17 protein-coding genes are annotated in these 15,178 nt (G+C 44.4%); 4 read left to right on the top strand and 13 right to left on the bottom strand.

Annotated elements, in window-relative coordinates; translation table 11 throughout:
- Positions 1–5 precede the first annotated feature (5 nt).
- Genes rfbC through C2740_RS01295 form a run of 5 tightly spaced genes read right to left on the bottom strand, consistent with a single transcriptional unit; the run spans position 6 to position 4,359 of the window.
- Positions 6–572: a dTDP-4-dehydrorhamnose 3,5-epimerase gene (gene rfbC, locus C2740_RS01315; RefSeq protein ID WP_215293614.1), complete on the bottom strand. Its 567-nt coding sequence runs from the start codon at positions 570–572 to the stop codon at positions 6–8.
- Entirely contained in the window at positions 569–1,492 is a 924-nt protein-coding gene (gene rfbA, locus C2740_RS01310) for a glucose-1-phosphate thymidylyltransferase RfbA (protein ID WP_215294261.1), read from the bottom strand. The genes rfbC and rfbA overlap by 4 nt, the downstream gene beginning before the upstream one ends.
- Positions 1,493–1,509: 17 nt before the next feature.
- The gene (gene rfbD, locus C2740_RS01305) at positions 1,510–2,460 is read right to left on the bottom strand and encodes a dTDP-4-dehydrorhamnose reductase (protein ID WP_215293613.1); all 951 of its coding nucleotides are present in this window, start codon (positions 2,458–2,460) and stop codon (positions 1,510–1,512) included.
- 15 nt (positions 2,461–2,475) lie between these two features.
- Positions 2,476–3,534 carry a dTDP-glucose 4,6-dehydratase gene (gene rfbB / locus C2740_RS01300; RefSeq protein WP_215293612.1) on the bottom strand — a complete coding sequence of 353 codons (1,059 nt, stop codon included), beginning with the start codon at positions 3,532–3,534 and terminating at the stop codon, positions 2,476–2,478.
- A 57-nt stretch (positions 3,535–3,591) separates the two neighbouring features.
- Positions 3,592–4,359: a glycosyltransferase family 2 protein gene (locus C2740_RS01295; RefSeq protein ID WP_215293611.1), complete on the bottom strand. Its 768-nt coding sequence runs from the start codon at positions 4,357–4,359 to the stop codon at positions 3,592–3,594.
- Positions 4,360–4,381: 22 nt separating this feature from the next.
- Between C2740_RS01295 and C2740_RS01290 the strand changes: the two genes are divergently transcribed.
- Both C2740_RS01290 and C2740_RS01285 read left to right on the top strand, forming a co-directional pair.
- Positions 4,382–5,326, top strand: coding sequence for a glycosyltransferase family 10 domain-containing protein (locus C2740_RS01290; RefSeq protein WP_215293610.1), 945 nt, complete (start codon positions 4,382–4,384; stop codon positions 5,324–5,326).
- 3 nt (positions 5,327–5,329) lie between these two features.
- Entirely contained in the window at positions 5,330–6,388 is a 1,059-nt protein-coding gene (locus tag C2740_RS01285) for a hypothetical protein (protein WP_215293609.1), read from the top strand.
- Positions 6,389–6,399: 11 nt separating this feature from the next.
- Here C2740_RS01285 and C2740_RS01280 read toward each other — a convergent pair whose 3' ends face one another.
- The 8 genes from C2740_RS01280 to C2740_RS01245 all read right to left on the bottom strand — a co-directional run bounded on the left by C2740_RS01280 (position 6,400) and on the right by C2740_RS01245 (position 12,743).
- Positions 6,400–7,119: a glycosyltransferase family 25 protein gene (locus tag C2740_RS01280; protein ID WP_215293608.1), complete on the bottom strand. Its 720-nt coding sequence runs from the start codon at positions 7,117–7,119 to the stop codon at positions 6,400–6,402.
- A complete protein-coding gene (locus C2740_RS01275) occupies positions 7,119–8,021 on the bottom strand; it encodes a DUF6492 family protein (protein WP_251369659.1) in 903 nt (300 codons plus the stop codon). Before C2740_RS01275 ends, C2740_RS01280 begins: the two co-directional genes overlap by 1 nt.
- A gap of 11 nt (positions 8,022–8,032) precedes the next feature.
- Positions 8,033–9,361 carry a hypothetical protein gene (locus C2740_RS01270; RefSeq protein ID WP_215293606.1) on the bottom strand — a complete coding sequence of 443 codons (1,329 nt, stop codon included), beginning with the start codon at positions 9,359–9,361 and terminating at the stop codon, positions 8,033–8,035.
- A gap of 38 nt (positions 9,362–9,399) precedes the next feature.
- Positions 9,400–10,356, bottom strand: a complete 957-nt coding sequence (locus C2740_RS01265; protein WP_251369658.1) for an aspartate carbamoyltransferase catalytic subunit — start codon at positions 10,354–10,356, stop codon at positions 9,400–9,402.
- On the bottom strand, positions 10,356–10,856 hold the full coding sequence (gene pyrR / locus C2740_RS01260) for a bifunctional pyr operon transcriptional regulator/uracil phosphoribosyltransferase PyrR (protein WP_215293605.1): 501 nt from the start codon (positions 10,854–10,856) through the stop codon (positions 10,356–10,358). The genes C2740_RS01265 and pyrR overlap by 1 nt, the downstream gene beginning before the upstream one ends.
- Positions 10,857–10,872: 16 nt before the next feature.
- Positions 10,873–11,283: a Holliday junction resolvase RuvX gene (ruvX, locus tag C2740_RS01255; protein ID WP_215293604.1), complete on the bottom strand. Its 411-nt coding sequence runs from the start codon at positions 11,281–11,283 to the stop codon at positions 10,873–10,875.
- Positions 11,276–11,815, bottom strand: coding sequence for a YqgE/AlgH family protein (locus C2740_RS01250; RefSeq protein ID WP_251369707.1), 540 nt, complete (start codon positions 11,813–11,815; stop codon positions 11,276–11,278). The genes ruvX and C2740_RS01250 overlap by 8 nt, the downstream gene beginning before the upstream one ends.
- 127 nt (positions 11,816–11,942) lie before the next feature.
- Positions 11,943–12,743, bottom strand: coding sequence for a YdcF family protein (locus tag C2740_RS01245; protein ID WP_215293602.1), 801 nt, complete (start codon positions 12,741–12,743; stop codon positions 11,943–11,945).
- Positions 12,744–12,818: 75 nt separating this feature from the next.
- Here C2740_RS01245 and C2740_RS01240 point away from each other — a divergent pair, with 75 nt between their 5' ends.
- Positions 12,819–14,294, top strand: coding sequence for a deoxyribodipyrimidine photo-lyase (locus C2740_RS01240; RefSeq protein WP_215293601.1), 1,476 nt, complete (start codon positions 12,819–12,821; stop codon positions 14,292–14,294).
- Between the two features lie 33 nt (positions 14,295–14,327).
- Positions 14,328–15,167 (top strand): symmetrical bis(5'-nucleosyl)-tetraphosphatase, encoded by an 840-nt coding sequence (locus C2740_RS01235; protein ID WP_215293600.1) that lies wholly within the window; start codon positions 14,328–14,330, stop codon positions 15,165–15,167.
- Positions 15,168–15,178: the final 11 nt, after the last annotated feature.

Raw genomic sequence — 15,178 nt, 5'->3', positions numbered from 1 at the left:
GAAGCTTAAAACTTGGGTGCGGCATCCCAAAGCAAGCCAGCGGCATCCTTGGCATTCATATTCGGCAACATTCCTGCTGGTAAGGGCCACTGAATATCTATCATTGGATCATTCCAAGCCAAGCATGCTTCACTTTGAGGGTGATAGTAGTCAGTTGTCTTGTAGAGAAACTCGGCAGTTTCTGACAGCACCAAAAACCCATGGGCTAATTTTGGAGGAATCCATAACTGTTTATGGTTTTGGGCGCTAAGCTCAACCCCCACCCACTTGCCATAACTTGGCGAATCCTTGCGGATATCCACTACGACATCAAATACGCTACCAGCAACGACGCGAACTAATTTACCTTGCGTTTGTTCTAGCTGATAGTGCAGACCACGCAAAGTCCATTGACGGGAAAAAGAGTGGTTGTCCTGCACAAACTCAAGGTCTAAGCCGGTTGCATTTGCAAAATCAATGGCATTAAAGGACTCCGTAAACCAACCACGCTCATCACCAAATACTTTTGGCTCAATGACTAATACATCATGAATTGCAGTCGGGGTAACCTGCACCTTAGAGGGCGCGCTCATTTACCAACCTTTTTTGCAGATAATGAAATCGACTGAGCTGAACTATTGAGTTCCTTCAAAATCTTATGAAGGTATTGACCATAGCTATTTTTGCTCAGCTGAGCGGCAACCTTTTGGACTGCATCTGCACTAATCCAACCCTGACGATAGGCTATCTCCTCTGGGCAAGCCACCATTAAGCCTTGGCGCTTTTGTAAGGTAGCGATAAAGCCTGCAGCATCTAACAAGGAGTCGTGGGTACCAGTATCTAACCAAGCAAAGCCACGGCCCATAATTTCAACACTAAGTTCATTGTTATCAAGATACACACGATTTATATCAGTAATCTCTAACTCGCCACGAGCGCTGGGCTTGATAGAGGCGGCGATATCGCAAACTTGATTGTCATAAAAATAGAGGCCTGTTACGGCATAGTTACTTTTGGGGCTTTCAGGCTTCTCTTCGATTGAAAGTGCCTTATAGTCTTTATCAAAATCCACAACACCATAACGCTCAGGATCGTTCACGTGATATGCAAATACAGTAGCTCCAACCGCTCTATCGTCTGCACTATTCAGCTGATCAACCAATTCATGGCCATAAAATATATTGTCTCCAAGAACTAAAGCACTTGGATCATTGCCAACAAAGTTTTTGCCAAGAGTAAATGCTTGAGCAAGCCCATCTGGAGATGGCTGCACGCAATACTGAATATTAAGTCCCCACTGCGAACCATCGCCGAGAAGTTCAGAAAAGCGTGGTGTGTCATGCGGAGTGGAGATCAATAAGATGTCACGAATACCAGCCAACATTAAAGTGCTCAATGGGTAGTACACCATTGGCTTATCGTAGACCGGCATTAACTGCTTAGAAACTGCCTGTGTAACCGGGTACAAGCGCGTTCCAGATCCACCAGCCAAAATGATACCTTTACGATTCACCGCCATACCTTTAGCCTTTAAATGAGTCCGTCTTGGGCGAGCCGAGCAACATAAGCCTGAACCTCATCACCCCAAAGACGCTTACAGTGCTCCAATTTTGACATATCGCCGATGCTTTCTATGGCTTTGCGCAATTTAGCCGTATCCATCCGCGAATTTGTGGGTCTAGGGGCTGGAAGTGGATATTCGACTGCGGGTATGGGTCTGATCGCCTCAGACCCTGCCATGAGAGCTATACCTACATCAATCGCAGCTTGAGCAGCCAGTCTCGCTAAACCATGCCAGGTAGTTTCACCAGCAGGTACCGCATGATAAATACCGGAAGAAAATTTTCTAAGATTAAAGTGCTGATCTAAGGCTAAATTAAAACTGACTTGCGCTAACCATTCTGCGCTGGTTGGCACTCCATATTGATCAGCAATGACCTTCAACTCTTCGCGCTCTTTTGCCAAACGCAAAATGGTTCGTATAAAGTTGCTGCCATCGCCGTAGACCCAGCTTGTACGTAAAATCGCATACTGTCCTTGGTTAGGGATAGAAAATACTTTTTCTATCGCCTCTTCTCCAGCAGCCTTAGTCTTGCCGTAAATACCCAATGGATTGCGTGGATCAGCCTCAACATAAAACCCCTCTTTATTGCCATCAAAAACATAATCTGTTGAGTAATGCAATAGAGTGGCGCCATGCTCCGCCGCATAAAGAGCCATGAGTTCGGGCGCTTTAGCGTTAATAGCAAAGGCCACTTCTACTTCTGTCTCAGCCTTATCTACCGCCGTATAGGCAGCGGCATTAATGATGAGATCTGGTTTAGATTGCCGCAGAAAATCCAATAGGACAGCAGAATTACTCAAATCACATTGTTCGCGACCTACATATTGAATATGCACTTCTGTTGAGTGCATTGAGTCAAATAGTTTTTGAAATGCTTTTCCTAATTGGCCATCTTTACCAAATACGAGGATATTCATTTACGCTTACTATAATTAGTTATATTGCTTTAGCAACCAGTCGCGATAAGAGCCACTAACAACGCCCTCTATCCACACAGGATTGTCCAAATACCACTGCACTGTTTTACGAATGCCCGTATCAAAAGTCTCGGCTGGACGCCAGCCAAGTTCACGCTCAACCTTACTAGCATCTATTGCATAGCGGCGATCGTGGCCAGGGCGATCCTTTACAAAAGTGATTTGCTCGGCATATGACTTCCCATCATCGCGAGGCTTCAATTCATCCAAGATGCGACAAATCGTTTTTACGACGTCAATATTGGCTTTTTCATTCCAGCCGCCAATGTTATAGGTTTCGCCTAATTTGCCACTTGCCAATACTTCACGAATGGCAGAGCAATGATCGCCAACATAAAGCCAATCCCTCACCTGCTGACCATCGCCATAGATTGGTAGGGACTTACTATTAAGGGCATTCAAAATCACTAAGGGAATTAACTTCTCAGGAAAATGGTACGGGCCATAGTTATTTGAACAATTGGTTGTCACTACCGGGAATCCATAGGTATGAAACCAGGCGCGCACCAAATGGTCAGACGCAGCCTTGGAAGCCGAGTAAGGACTGTTAGGCTCATAAGGGTTGGCTTCTGTGAAAGCGGGATCAGTTGCCGACAATGAGCCATAAACCTCATCTGTAGATACATGATGGAAACGAAATGCATTCTTGGCGGCTTCATCCAAGCCGCTCCAATACTCTCTGGCGCACTCCAATAAATTAAAGGTGCCCACGATATTGGTTTGCACAAACTCTGCAGGACCATGAATTGAGCGATCTACATGGCTTTCGGCAGCAAAGTTGATGATGGCACGCGGCTGAAACTCTTTTAGTAATTTAGCAACTAGCTCTTTATCACCAATACCTCCATGAACAAACTGGTGACGAGGATCTTTTTCCAGTGGGCTCAAAGTCGCCAAATTACCTGCATAGGTCAACTTATCAAGATTAACAATGCCCTCAGCATTTGTATTGGATAGCCAATCCAATACAAAATTACCGCCAATAAAACCCGCACCGCCAGTCACCAGAATCATTCTTACGCCCTAATAGCTATATTAAAATTGAGTACGTGTAAGCTACAGCTTGTTCAGCTAAAGTTTATTTTTATTTTCTAAGTAAAACAGTTCATAAGGGTACTGCTTCTCGTCTTCGAGAGCTTGGTTCACTTTCTTATCGAACATACCGCGATAACCGCCAATTAGCGTAGTTTTATATTTTTCATTTTGAATAAATTCGCGATTGAATTTAGAAGCCGTGCGGATTCCCTTGGTGTAACCGTCATCAGCTAAATCAGACTGCACGTTATCAATTAAGCCCATATCAACGCTGGCAATCTCTTTTTTAAATTTCTTATAAAAGCGCCAATAAAAATCACCGTCCTCCTCACCAAGACCCAAGAGGCGCTCATCAAAGAATCCTACCTCGATGAGCTCACGCTTATCGAGGGTAAAATGAGAAAAGCTACCATTAATTTTGAAAGTGCCAGGATGAGTTGCCATCGCTGCCTCTAGGTGATCAAAAAAGCATGTGCCATTTTCTGATTTCAGCTCGAGGTCATCATTCAAAATTAAGGCATGATCATGACTGGCCGTTAAAGCGCCACGATTCCACAATTTAGCCAAGGACTGAAAGCTCGGAAACATCGTTGGAAATACTTTTGGGAAACGCGCAAGGTAAGACAGAATATTTGCACGGTAAGCCTCATCAAATACCCCTCTTGCTGGTCCATTAATCACAACGATGACTTCGATATGAGGGCGCTGCTCCTTAATTTGCGCAAGCAGGGGAACTAAAAAAGGCTCAAACCGCTTGTCAAAGGTGGTTATTACTACCGAGTAAGGGGCTAATTGCTCAGGCATAAAAATAAATTAGTATTGAGGAATGAGAAGTATACGAATTTCTACTGCCGGAAGCCCTAGCGACTATTCGCATGGCTTGTTGCCAATTATCGCCCAAAGCCTTGGATACCAGCTCGATTGGGTAAAGTCCAGCCACGCTGATTTACTCATCCTAGGCCCATTTATTAAGCCAGAGACTAAAAAGCTGAAATGGTGCCCAAAACCGCTACGCCCTTCGCTTCAATCTGCCCTCAACTTGATGCCCTTGAGAGCCTCACCCCCCCTTCGGCTATTTCATAGCGCCGAGAATCTTCGACACGACACTATCCTGGCCGATTACAGCATTTCCTTTGACCTCAATGTTAGCCAAGCAAACCATTTCCGCCTTCCCTATTGGATGGAAATGATTGATTGGTCGCATGAGGGAATAACTGGTAATCACAACCCCCGTTATGGCCAGCTCATGAAAATAGAGCGCCTCATGCAGCCACTGGGCAATCGTTTTTTACAGAAAAAGAAAGCAGCGGCTTTTTTAAGTTCTCATATTCGCGAGCCTCGTAAAACACTTTTTGAGGCAGTGCAAAAAGTAATGCCCGTTACTGGGTTTGGAGCACACTTCAATAAAAATATTGAGAATCATCATCGAAGTGGCTTTTTGAAACAAGAGTTACTACAAGAATTTGGATTTAATCTCTGCCCAGAAAATGGCATGCACCCTGGCTATTACACTGAAAAAATTCCTGAAGCCTTCTTTGCTGATTGCCTACCTATGACCTGGACCGATGAGAATGTCAAAGTAGACTTCAATCCCAATGCATTTATTAATCTTGCGCCGATGGCATGGTGCAACTATTTTCCACTCAGAGAGTTAGTCAACTCGCCACAGATGCTTGAGGACTATGCCTCGCAAGCCCTACTATTGGAGACGCCAAGCATTTTGCCATTTAGGGATTTCGTCAAACGCGTTCTAGAAGATGCTAGATCTTAAAAAATGAAGATTGGCTTTCATACGAATGGCCTGTCGCTACGTGGAACAGAAATTGCCCTGTATGACTACGCACACCATAACCAAGAGCTATTAGGAAATCAATCCGTTATCTTCTATCGCAAAAATAATCCAATAGTTCAATCTGTACACGAGAAGTTTGCCAAACAATTTAAGTTATGCCCTTATGAAGGACAACTAGAACTCAATCGCCTCATTGAGCAAGAAAAAATTGATTTGACTTACTTTATTAAGTCGGGTGAGCGCGATGATGCCATCTGCGAGAGTTCCCTCACTTTGATTCATGCAGTATTTCCCACTAAACCTGAAGAGTTCCATGGTGATAAATATGCATTTGTATCTCAATGGCTATCAAAGGAGTATTCCAACTCCAAAATTCCTTTTGTGCCACATATGATTGAGCTGCCAGATCATGAAGGGAATCTGCGCTCTGAACTTGGCATCCCCGAAGGAGTCACTGTTCTTGGTTGGTATGGCGGATCAGATAGCTTTAATCTCGACTTCGTGAAAAAAGAAGTGATTGCCGCAGTTGAAAAACGCCCCGATTTGTACTTCTTATTCATGAATATGGAGCCTTTTGCCAAACATGAGAGGATGCTTTTCCTGCCCGGAAATTCTGATCTGATCTACAAAGTGAAGTTCATTAATACTTGCGATGGCATGTTACATGCACGTGGTATTGGTGAAAGTTTTGGCCTAGCCTGCGGAGAATTCTCCATTAAAGGCAAGCCTGTGATTACCTACGCCCTCTCTCCTCAACGTAGTCATATTGAAATTTTGGGTGATAAGGGTATTTTGTATAAAGGCAAAAAAGATTTGGCAGATATTTTCCAAAACTTTAGTCGTCACGTGCAGCACGAAAAAAATTGGGATGCTTACTCGCAAGACTTTTCATCTAAAGTAATCATGCGAAAATTTAATGAAGTTTTTATTCAAGGTAAAAATCTGGTAGACGTTAGCATCTCACCCATTGATCGCACTATGATTCAAAAATACCGCTTTGAACGTAAATTACGGAACCTGAAAAAAAAGCTTTACTTGTAACACTCAGTAAATTACCTTGGAAACCAGGGGCTCCTAGAGAACCAGCGATCAAGGGTCCGTGAAATAGAGCGCCTTGCCTTATCCCAGCCACGAATGGGCAATCTTCCAGGGCGATCTGCAATCGTAGTCTTTACACCAGTAATACCAACTGGGTAAGGACTGATTGCCAGAAATTCTAAATGGTGTTTTTGATAATGCTCTAGAAAATGATCTAGGGGTTCATAAATATCACTCGAGGCCTCAAGTAATATTTTGGCAGCGTCTGGTTTTAGTAAATATGCCGTAGCTCCAACTGCATCGCCGATGTTTCTGACTAAACTGATATCGCCATTGGTCTGAATTATTGCTTGTGGGACCTCACTTAAGCCCTGCAATCTCACCGCGTTCCAATTGCTACAGTCATCCATTAAAAAGGCAATCACCTTCTCAAAGTGGGGTAACAAGCAAAAATCATCCTCAAAGACGATGGTGGGAATATTTTTATCAACACATTCTTGCCACGACTTTTTGTGTGACAGAAAACAGCCGAGCTCGTTTGGCGTTAATTCAAATCCCAGTAATTTTTTTACCTTAGCGGGCTTATATTCCTTTGGAATGCTGGTGAAGGCAGATCCCCGTACCGCATCGAGAAAGCGCCAATTTAAGCTTGTTTTCTCAAGCTCAGCCCTTACCTGCTGCTGGCGAGCATCGGACCCGGCTAATGAGATTACTAAAACTTGAATATCTGACATTAGAGATAGCTTTGCAAATAACGCAATGATCTTTTGACACTTTTTAATAAGCATGATGGCAATGACTTCTGAGCACCTCCATGATGCAGATCTGACTCCCAATTGGATTGATAGATGACGCCAAGATAATTCGATTTAAGGTTATCTTCAGTCTCACCGAGGCGCTTCAGCATAAAGTACTGCCAATCATAGTGATAAACCCTAAACAATGGCTCAATTGCAATCAAAGGAATGGCATGGTACTTTAATAGAGTCTCGCCATAAATCAAAGTTTCAGGATAGCTGGGCGTCACTAAATCCCACAAAGTCATCTCCTTGGACTGCAAATACTCCCGGTCTAATGATTCCCATACTTTTGCCGACCAAATGAAAGGAGCCGGCGCGCAATAAAATTCTGGGCCAATGCGGCCAAATAGGAACTGTACCCGTTGCGCTTCTGCACGTAAGTTCTGCTCTACCTTCGCCTCACCACGATTTTTGGCAAGCTGAAAATATTCTTTATTTTGATGAAGCACTGTAAATGGGGTGCCGTCTTCTGACATAAAGTCAGACTTAGTAAATGGGCGAATAAATACGCAATCTGAATCTAGACACAGGTAATTTTCTGCCAGCTTTAAACGCCAAAACTCAGACTTGACAATGGCCTGAGATAAACCACCGGGCATGGCTTGATACTTTTCAAATGCAACCCTGGGATTGGCAGTAACAATATCTTCATCAGCGATCCAAATGTAAGGGGCGCTCTTTCCAAGAATGCTAACTAGCGCCTCTTGATCTGCCCTTGGGGTAGAAATATAAAAAAGGAGTTGATCTTGGTTATATTGCTCTATTGATGAGAGCAATCTCTTCAGGCGCAAGAAGTCATTGCGGTAAGACTTGCAGTAAAGAACCAGATCTCTCAATTGACTTCCCATTAATTCCAATGAATTTCTCTAAGAATTTGCTGAACAGCTTGATCAACCCCCATGGGCAACCATTTTGGCTCAATCAGTCTGTGTTGCTGCCAGTCTAACCAAATTCTCTCCAAGGCCATAGCAATTCCAGCCTTATCGCCCTCTAAGCTAAGGTAAGCGCCGCGCTCTTGCAGCATCTGATCGAGCTGTGGATTGCGATGTGTAACCCCCCAAATTGGGCGGCCAGTCCATAGATATTCGTAAAACTTGGAGGGAATATATTCAGCACACCACTCATCATTCCCATGAAGCAATATCAATATATCTGCCCCTTGCATCTTCTCCACTACGCGCTCACGTCCAGACTTACCCGTGACTAGATCTTTTTCAAGTCGCCCATGAGCCAACAACACATCGTCCAAACCTAAACTCTGAATAGCAGCAACAGTTAAGGAGTCTAAGGGGGCGCCGTAAGCATGTACTCGGATCAAATCTCTTGCCTCTGGATACTTTTGAATCAAAGGAACTAAGGCATTCAAAATAGTAGATAGAGAACGATCATTAGCCAAAGAACCAAAATGGCAAAGATTTAACTTATCCGAGTAAGTATGTGTTGTTGCAGCAGATAGTCCACCTGGCGGCTCAGCACCCGGCAAGACCATAAATCCGTGAGCGTTATTTGGCGTATTTAAGTTGGCGTTACGTACTTTTGCATAATGGAGTGCGCCTTCAGTAAACCACCAAACCTCATCTGCATATTTTGCTAATTGACTTTCCAAATAATGTCTAAACCGCGCATCGCGATTTTTAGGTCTCTCAAAGCCTTGATCATTGGGGTCTTTGCGGATCACCAGGGGATCATGAATCTCAGCAATCCAAGTTGTACCAGTCACCTTCTTTAACCAAAGACCAGCCAAGTGCGCAGACCAAGCGCCCCCAGTACTAAAAACTAAATCCACTTTGCCAGACTTGACTAGGCGCAGACCATGCATAAATGCAGGCATGGCCCAAGACCATTGACTCGAAAAGCCTAAGCAGAGTTTTTCGAGGCCAATAAAGGGAGCCAGTGATACTGAAACTGTTCTAGTCAACAACTTATAAATAAAACCGCGACCATATTGATTGGCAATCCAGTGACGGAAATCAAATCGAAAGGCCGCTGGACCCCAAGCCAAAAACTGATGATGAGGAAAGCGTTGATCCTTGATGCCGGTAATCGCACTAAAAACAGTTAGCTCAATGCCTTCAGCTAAGAGATAAGGGATTTTGTCAGTAATGGTCTGGCTGGCAGCCCGGCCATCCATATTAAAACCATGCGACAAAATCAACCAAGATTTTTTCGCAGGCATAGTACTCAGATCCACCGTATTGTTTGTCACGCGCTAACTTAATTAGCCGCAACAATTGACATCACAGCCATGCGTACAGCAATGCCAAAAGTCACCTGATTTAAGATGACGGATTGAGGGCCATCCGCCACAACAGTATCAATTTCAACACCACGATTCATTGGTCCAGGATGCATCACGATGGCGTCTGATTTTGCTAAGGCTAGGCGCGCAGGATTTAAGCCGTATTGTTTGAAAAATGCATCGCCCTCCGGAACCTGACCAGCTTCCATGCGTTCTTTCTGAATACGCAGAGTCATCACGACATCTACATCCTTAAGCCCTTCTTCCATACTATGAAAGACCTTGACTCCCAGCATATCTATATCACTTGGCAATAGACTCTCTGGACCAATCGCACGGATATCCTCGCAACCAAGCGTGGTTAATGCATGAATATTGGATTTAGCAACACGACTATGAACGATGTCGCCAACTATAGCAACCTTCAAACCTTTAAAGTTCTGCTTAAAGTGACGCATCGTATACATATCTAATAAGCCTTGGGTTGGATGCTGATTGCTGCCATCGCCCGCGTTGACAACGTGCACATGCGGCGGCACATGGTTTGCAATTTCAATTGGCGCCTTAGAAACGCTGTGTCGCACTACAAAGATATCTGCCTGCATCGCTACCAAGTTATCAATCGTATCTAAAAGACTCTCACCCTTAGCGGTTGAAGAGGTCGAGATATCTAAATTAATAACATCAGCAGACAAGCGCTTTGCAGCAATCTCAAAAGTGGTTCGGGTGCGGGTTGAATTTTCAAAAAAGAGATTGAATACACTCTTGCCGCGCAATAAAGGAACCTTTTTCACCTCTCTCGCTGGATCGGTAACGCTGACAAACTGTTTGGCAGTATCCAAAATATGCAGAATTTGCTCTTTAGGTAGACCCTCTAAGGTCAGAAGATGGGTTAATTCACCATCCGAATTAAATTGATTCACTAAGTTCACTATTCGCGCTCCTCAAGCAGAAAGCTGAACTTGCCAGCCGCATCTTTTTCCAAAACTAAGATTTTTTGATCGGGCACTTCAATCATTTCACCTATAAAATTTGCGGAGATTGGTAATTCACGCTTACCTCGATCAGCCAAGACCATTAACTCCACTTGTGCAGGGCGGCCAAAATCAAATAGCTCATTGAGAGCCGCTCGCACAGTTCTACCAGTGAGCAGAACATCATCAATCAAGATAATATTTGCGCCATTCACCTCAAAAGGTAGCCGAGTAGGCATAGTGCTCGACGTCCTCAAAGCTGTCATACCCTTTTCTGCATAATCATCTCGGTGAAAGGCTACATTAATTACACCGAAGTGAGGCAGATCTAAATCTTGCGCTAAACGCTCGGCAATCCATGCACCCCCCATAGCTAGACCGGCAAGCTCAACAGGACCACGCCCCAACCTGCTACGCAAGTTTTCGAGTAATTTTTGATATATGAATTCAGCGTTCATTCTTTAGTTCCGGTGCTTATTTATATTCTGCAAAATATTGCTCCAAAATGAGTGCAGCAGAATGTGCATCTAGATTGTCGTGCATCTGAAGATCAGTTTCCAAAACTGCAGATGTATAGCGCTCATCTACCCAACTCACTGGCAAATTGAAGCGCCCGTGCAGTTGATTGCCAAAACGCTTTGCTTTAGCTGTCATTTCATGGTCAGCGCCGTCTGGGTGGGTTGGGAGCCCCACTACTATTTGATCTGGCTGCCACTCTTTTAGAAGGTTTTCTACCTCCCAAAACAACCCGTCTGCATTCGCAGCAGCAATAGTCTTTAACGCCTGACTTGCCCTAGTCTCTGTATTGCCTACTGCCACACCAACCCGACGCGTTCCATAATCAAAAGCCAGTATTGTCATCGGCCTCTTGATTGGATCACGCATGCCCTGCCTCCCCGGACAAATGCGCAGGATCAAAACCCAAGTGACTCATTGCCTTTTCATAACGCTGACTCGAAGGGGTATCAAAAATAATATCAACCATTTGCTGGCGTGAAAGAGGTACGTTCATCCAACCATTTAATGTAATCTCTTCCTCAAGCTGGCCAGCACTCCAGCCGGCATAACCTAAAGTCATCAGAAACTTGCGGGGACCGTTACCAATAGCTACAGCTTCCAAAACATCTTTAGAGGTCGTCATGGTTAAGCCGCCAGGAATAATTAACGAGGAGCTATAGGATGGACTGGGAATGGGTTCATGCAAAACAAACCCTCGCTCCACCTGCACTGGGCCACCAAAATACACTGGCTGCTCTAACAAAGGTGAAATTTCTAATTTAAGTTCAATCCTGTCAAACAGGGTTCCTAGATCTAATTCGGTTGGACGATTGACAACCAAGCCCATTGCACCTCTATCGGTATGCTCAAAGAGGTAGATAACAGACCCTGCAAAGTTTGGATCGACCATGCCAGGCATGGCCACTAGAAATTGATTTGCTAAATGATTGGCCGAAAAAGAAATTGAAGCCTCTGGCACAGACGCTGGTTCTGAAGCAGGAGGCGCTTTTTTAGCCGAAGTCATATAAGCCTATTTTACAGAATATCTAGATTTTTCCCGTAACCCAATAAGCAAAAAGTCCAATTATTTCGTGAACCAGTCTATTCCAGTTTTGAGCCCCTTCAAACAAATCAAATGCAGTCCACTGAAGGCTATTGGCGGTTTGGTAATCCACCGGCAAAGGGATGACTTCCATGCTCTGCTTTTGGAAAATCTTCACCGATCGATACATATGACTTGCCGAGGTAATTAGAAGCCATGGTTTTTCAGGCTTACCTTTTTCAATCTCTGCGATCATGGGCTTTATAAAGACTACATTCTCATAGGTATTGCGCGACTGATTTTCATAGTACCCAGCCCTATCTGCTAAACCCTGTTCTTGAATGAGCTGTTTAAATGCGTCTGCTTCAGATACCCCTTTTGGAGCAATTCGCCCAGAAAACCCACTAAAGATGAACGGTAAATCAGGATACTTCCTAATAAGCTCGAAGGCCTTCGTCACTCGCTCAGCGGATGAGTAAATAGAGATCTCACCGCGGTCTATTGCAATTTCCCCGCCCTCAATTGCGCCACCCAAAATAATGATCCCGCCAAAGTTCTCTTTGGACAATTTTCCAATTTCTATTTTTGGAACCGAATCCTCAAGGGCCCTCAGAAAAACCTCAGATGCAGGCAACCACCCAACGATTAACAAATCTAGAAGGGCAAAAACTAAAAATCGTTTAGAAAGATGGGGGTTTCTCAAGCTCAAAAAGAGCAATCCCAGCACAATGAAAATCATCACCCAATTCAGGGGTTCAATGCAAAATTGCACTACCTTCGAGAGAATAAAAAAGATCGTATCCATTATTGCTATAGATATTAACCTCCCTAGAAGTCATGTCTCCTGCACTCTCCCTAAATTAGCCCTAATATAGGGGCTATGCAAAAAGCTCTGGTTTGGCTCCGTCGCGATCTTCGTCTTTATGACAATGCTGCCCTATCCCACGCCCTTAAGGAGGCTAAGCAGGTTTGGTTAAGCTTTATTTTTGATGAAGGCATTCTGAAGCCCCTCATCCAAGGTGAGCTAAATGCCCAAGGTTTAAAACACGAGCGCCGTGTTGATTTTATTTGGCAAGGTCTAAAGCAAATAGATGAGGAGTTGCGCGCTTTAGGCGGGGGCCTGATTGTTCGATTTGGCAAGCCGATTGAATGTATCCCTCAGATTGCCAAAGAGCTTGGGGTTGATAGCGTGTTTGCCAATCATGACTATGAGCCATCTGCTATCGCTAGAGATAATGCTGTTAAGACTGCATTAGAAAAACTTAGTATTCAGTTTGAAGACTTTAAAGATCAAGTGATTTTTGAGAAGAAAGAAATTCTTACCAACTCGAATACGGTCTTTTCCATCTTCACACCTTATAAAAATAATTGGCTCAAAACGCTGCAAGAAAAAGATTTGGACGCACATGAATGTAAACCTAAGCCAAGTCAATTTGCCGCCATCCCCAAAAATCTAGACACCCCATTCCCCTCCCTAGAATCTATGGGATTTTGCGCTACTGGCATTGAAGCCTATTTACCACCGGGCTCTGAAGGTGGTCAAGTATTTCTGGAAGACTTTCTTTCCCGCATTGATCAATACCAAATCGGCAGAGACTTCCCTGCCATTAAAGGCGTCAGTTATTTATCAACGCATTTACGCTTTGGTATGCTCTCCATTAGAGGCCTGGTGCGCGAAGCCCATAGGCGTATGCTTGCTGGCAGTATGGGTGCGACGATTTGGTTAAGCGAGCTTATTTGGCGTGACTTTTATTTCATGATTTTGGCCAATCATCCGAGGCTAGCTGAAGGCGACTCTTTCAAACCAGACTACAACAACATCGCTTGGGAGAGCGGTGCTCATGCCAAAAAACTCTTTACAGCTTGGTGCGAAGGCAAGACAGGCTACCCACTAGTCGATGCAGCGATGCACCAACTCAATCAGAGCGGTTACATGCACAATCGCTTACGCATGGTAGTAGCCAGCTTTCTGACCAAAGATCTTGGCATTGACTGGCGCTGGGGTGAGGCCTACTTTGCTGAACACCTCAATGACTTTGAACTCTCTTCTAATAATGGCGGCTGGCAGTGGGCGTCTTCATCGGGCTGCGATGCCCAGCCCTATTTCCGGATCTTTAACCCCATTACTCAATCAGAGAAATTTGATTCTGAGGGCAAATTTATAAAGCGCTATCTACCGCAACTCGAAAAACTCTCTAAGAAATCGATTCACGCTCCTTGGCAAGCTGGGCATATTGAACTCGAGGCTGCCGGCTTAGTGCTGGGCAGAGACTACCCCCTTCCTGTGGTTGATCACGATGAGGCACGCAAAAAAACTTTGCTGCGCTATAGCGTAGTCAAGAAAGTGAGTCAGTAAGGTCTAAAGCTTGCTTTTCCGCTAAGATAGGATATGAGCAAAATCTATGCTGTCGGCGACATTCAAGGATGTGCGCCCTCACTGAAAGCCCTAGTAAAGAAGCTTCCTAAAAAATCAAATATGATTTTTTTGGGGGATTTAGTGAATCGCGGTCCAAACTCCCTTGCGGCACTGCGACAACTTAAATCTCTGCAAGAATCAGGTCGTGCAGAGTGCATTTTAGGAAACCATGATCTTCATCTACTCGCTATTGATGCTGGTGTGCGCAAGACTAAGGGTTTAGATACCGTTGACCCCATCCTAAAGGCCCCAGATCGCAAAGAACTGATTGACTGGGTACGCAATAGGCCTATGGCGCTTAGTAATGGCAAGGTACTTACAGTTCACGCTGGAGTACTTCCACAATGGGACTTACAGCAAACACTTGAATGCGCTCAAGAGGTTGAGAGGGCTTTGCGCGGCAAATCCTATAAACAATTTCTAGCAAATATGTATGGCAATACCCCCAATAAATGGAGTAACTCATTAAAAGGTTATGAGCGTTTACGCGTTATCACTAATGCACTTACTCGTATGCGCTTTTGCACACCCAGCGGACAAATGGAATTTGAAAGTAAAGAGGGTTTAGGAAATGGCCCCAAGGGTTATATCCCCTGGTTTAAGGCACCCAAACGTAAAACTGCCAACACTCTTATTTACTTTGGCCACTGGTCCACACTGGGTCTGCTAAGACGTAATAATGTCATTGGCCTAGACACTGGCTGTGTATGGGGTGGCAAATTGACCGCACTGGAAATTGCCAACTCCAACAAGGATTCAAAAAGTCTTGAGATCATCCAAGTAGACGGCTACGATCATCCACTCAAAATGTAATTACTACATTT

Source organism: Polynucleobacter sp. MG-5-Ahmo-C2, assembly GCF_018687735.1.
Classification (GTDB): domain Bacteria; phylum Pseudomonadota; class Gammaproteobacteria; order Burkholderiales; family Burkholderiaceae; genus Polynucleobacter.
Note: the sequence above shows the minus strand (reverse complement) of the source record. Positions and strands in the feature narration are given on the sequence as shown.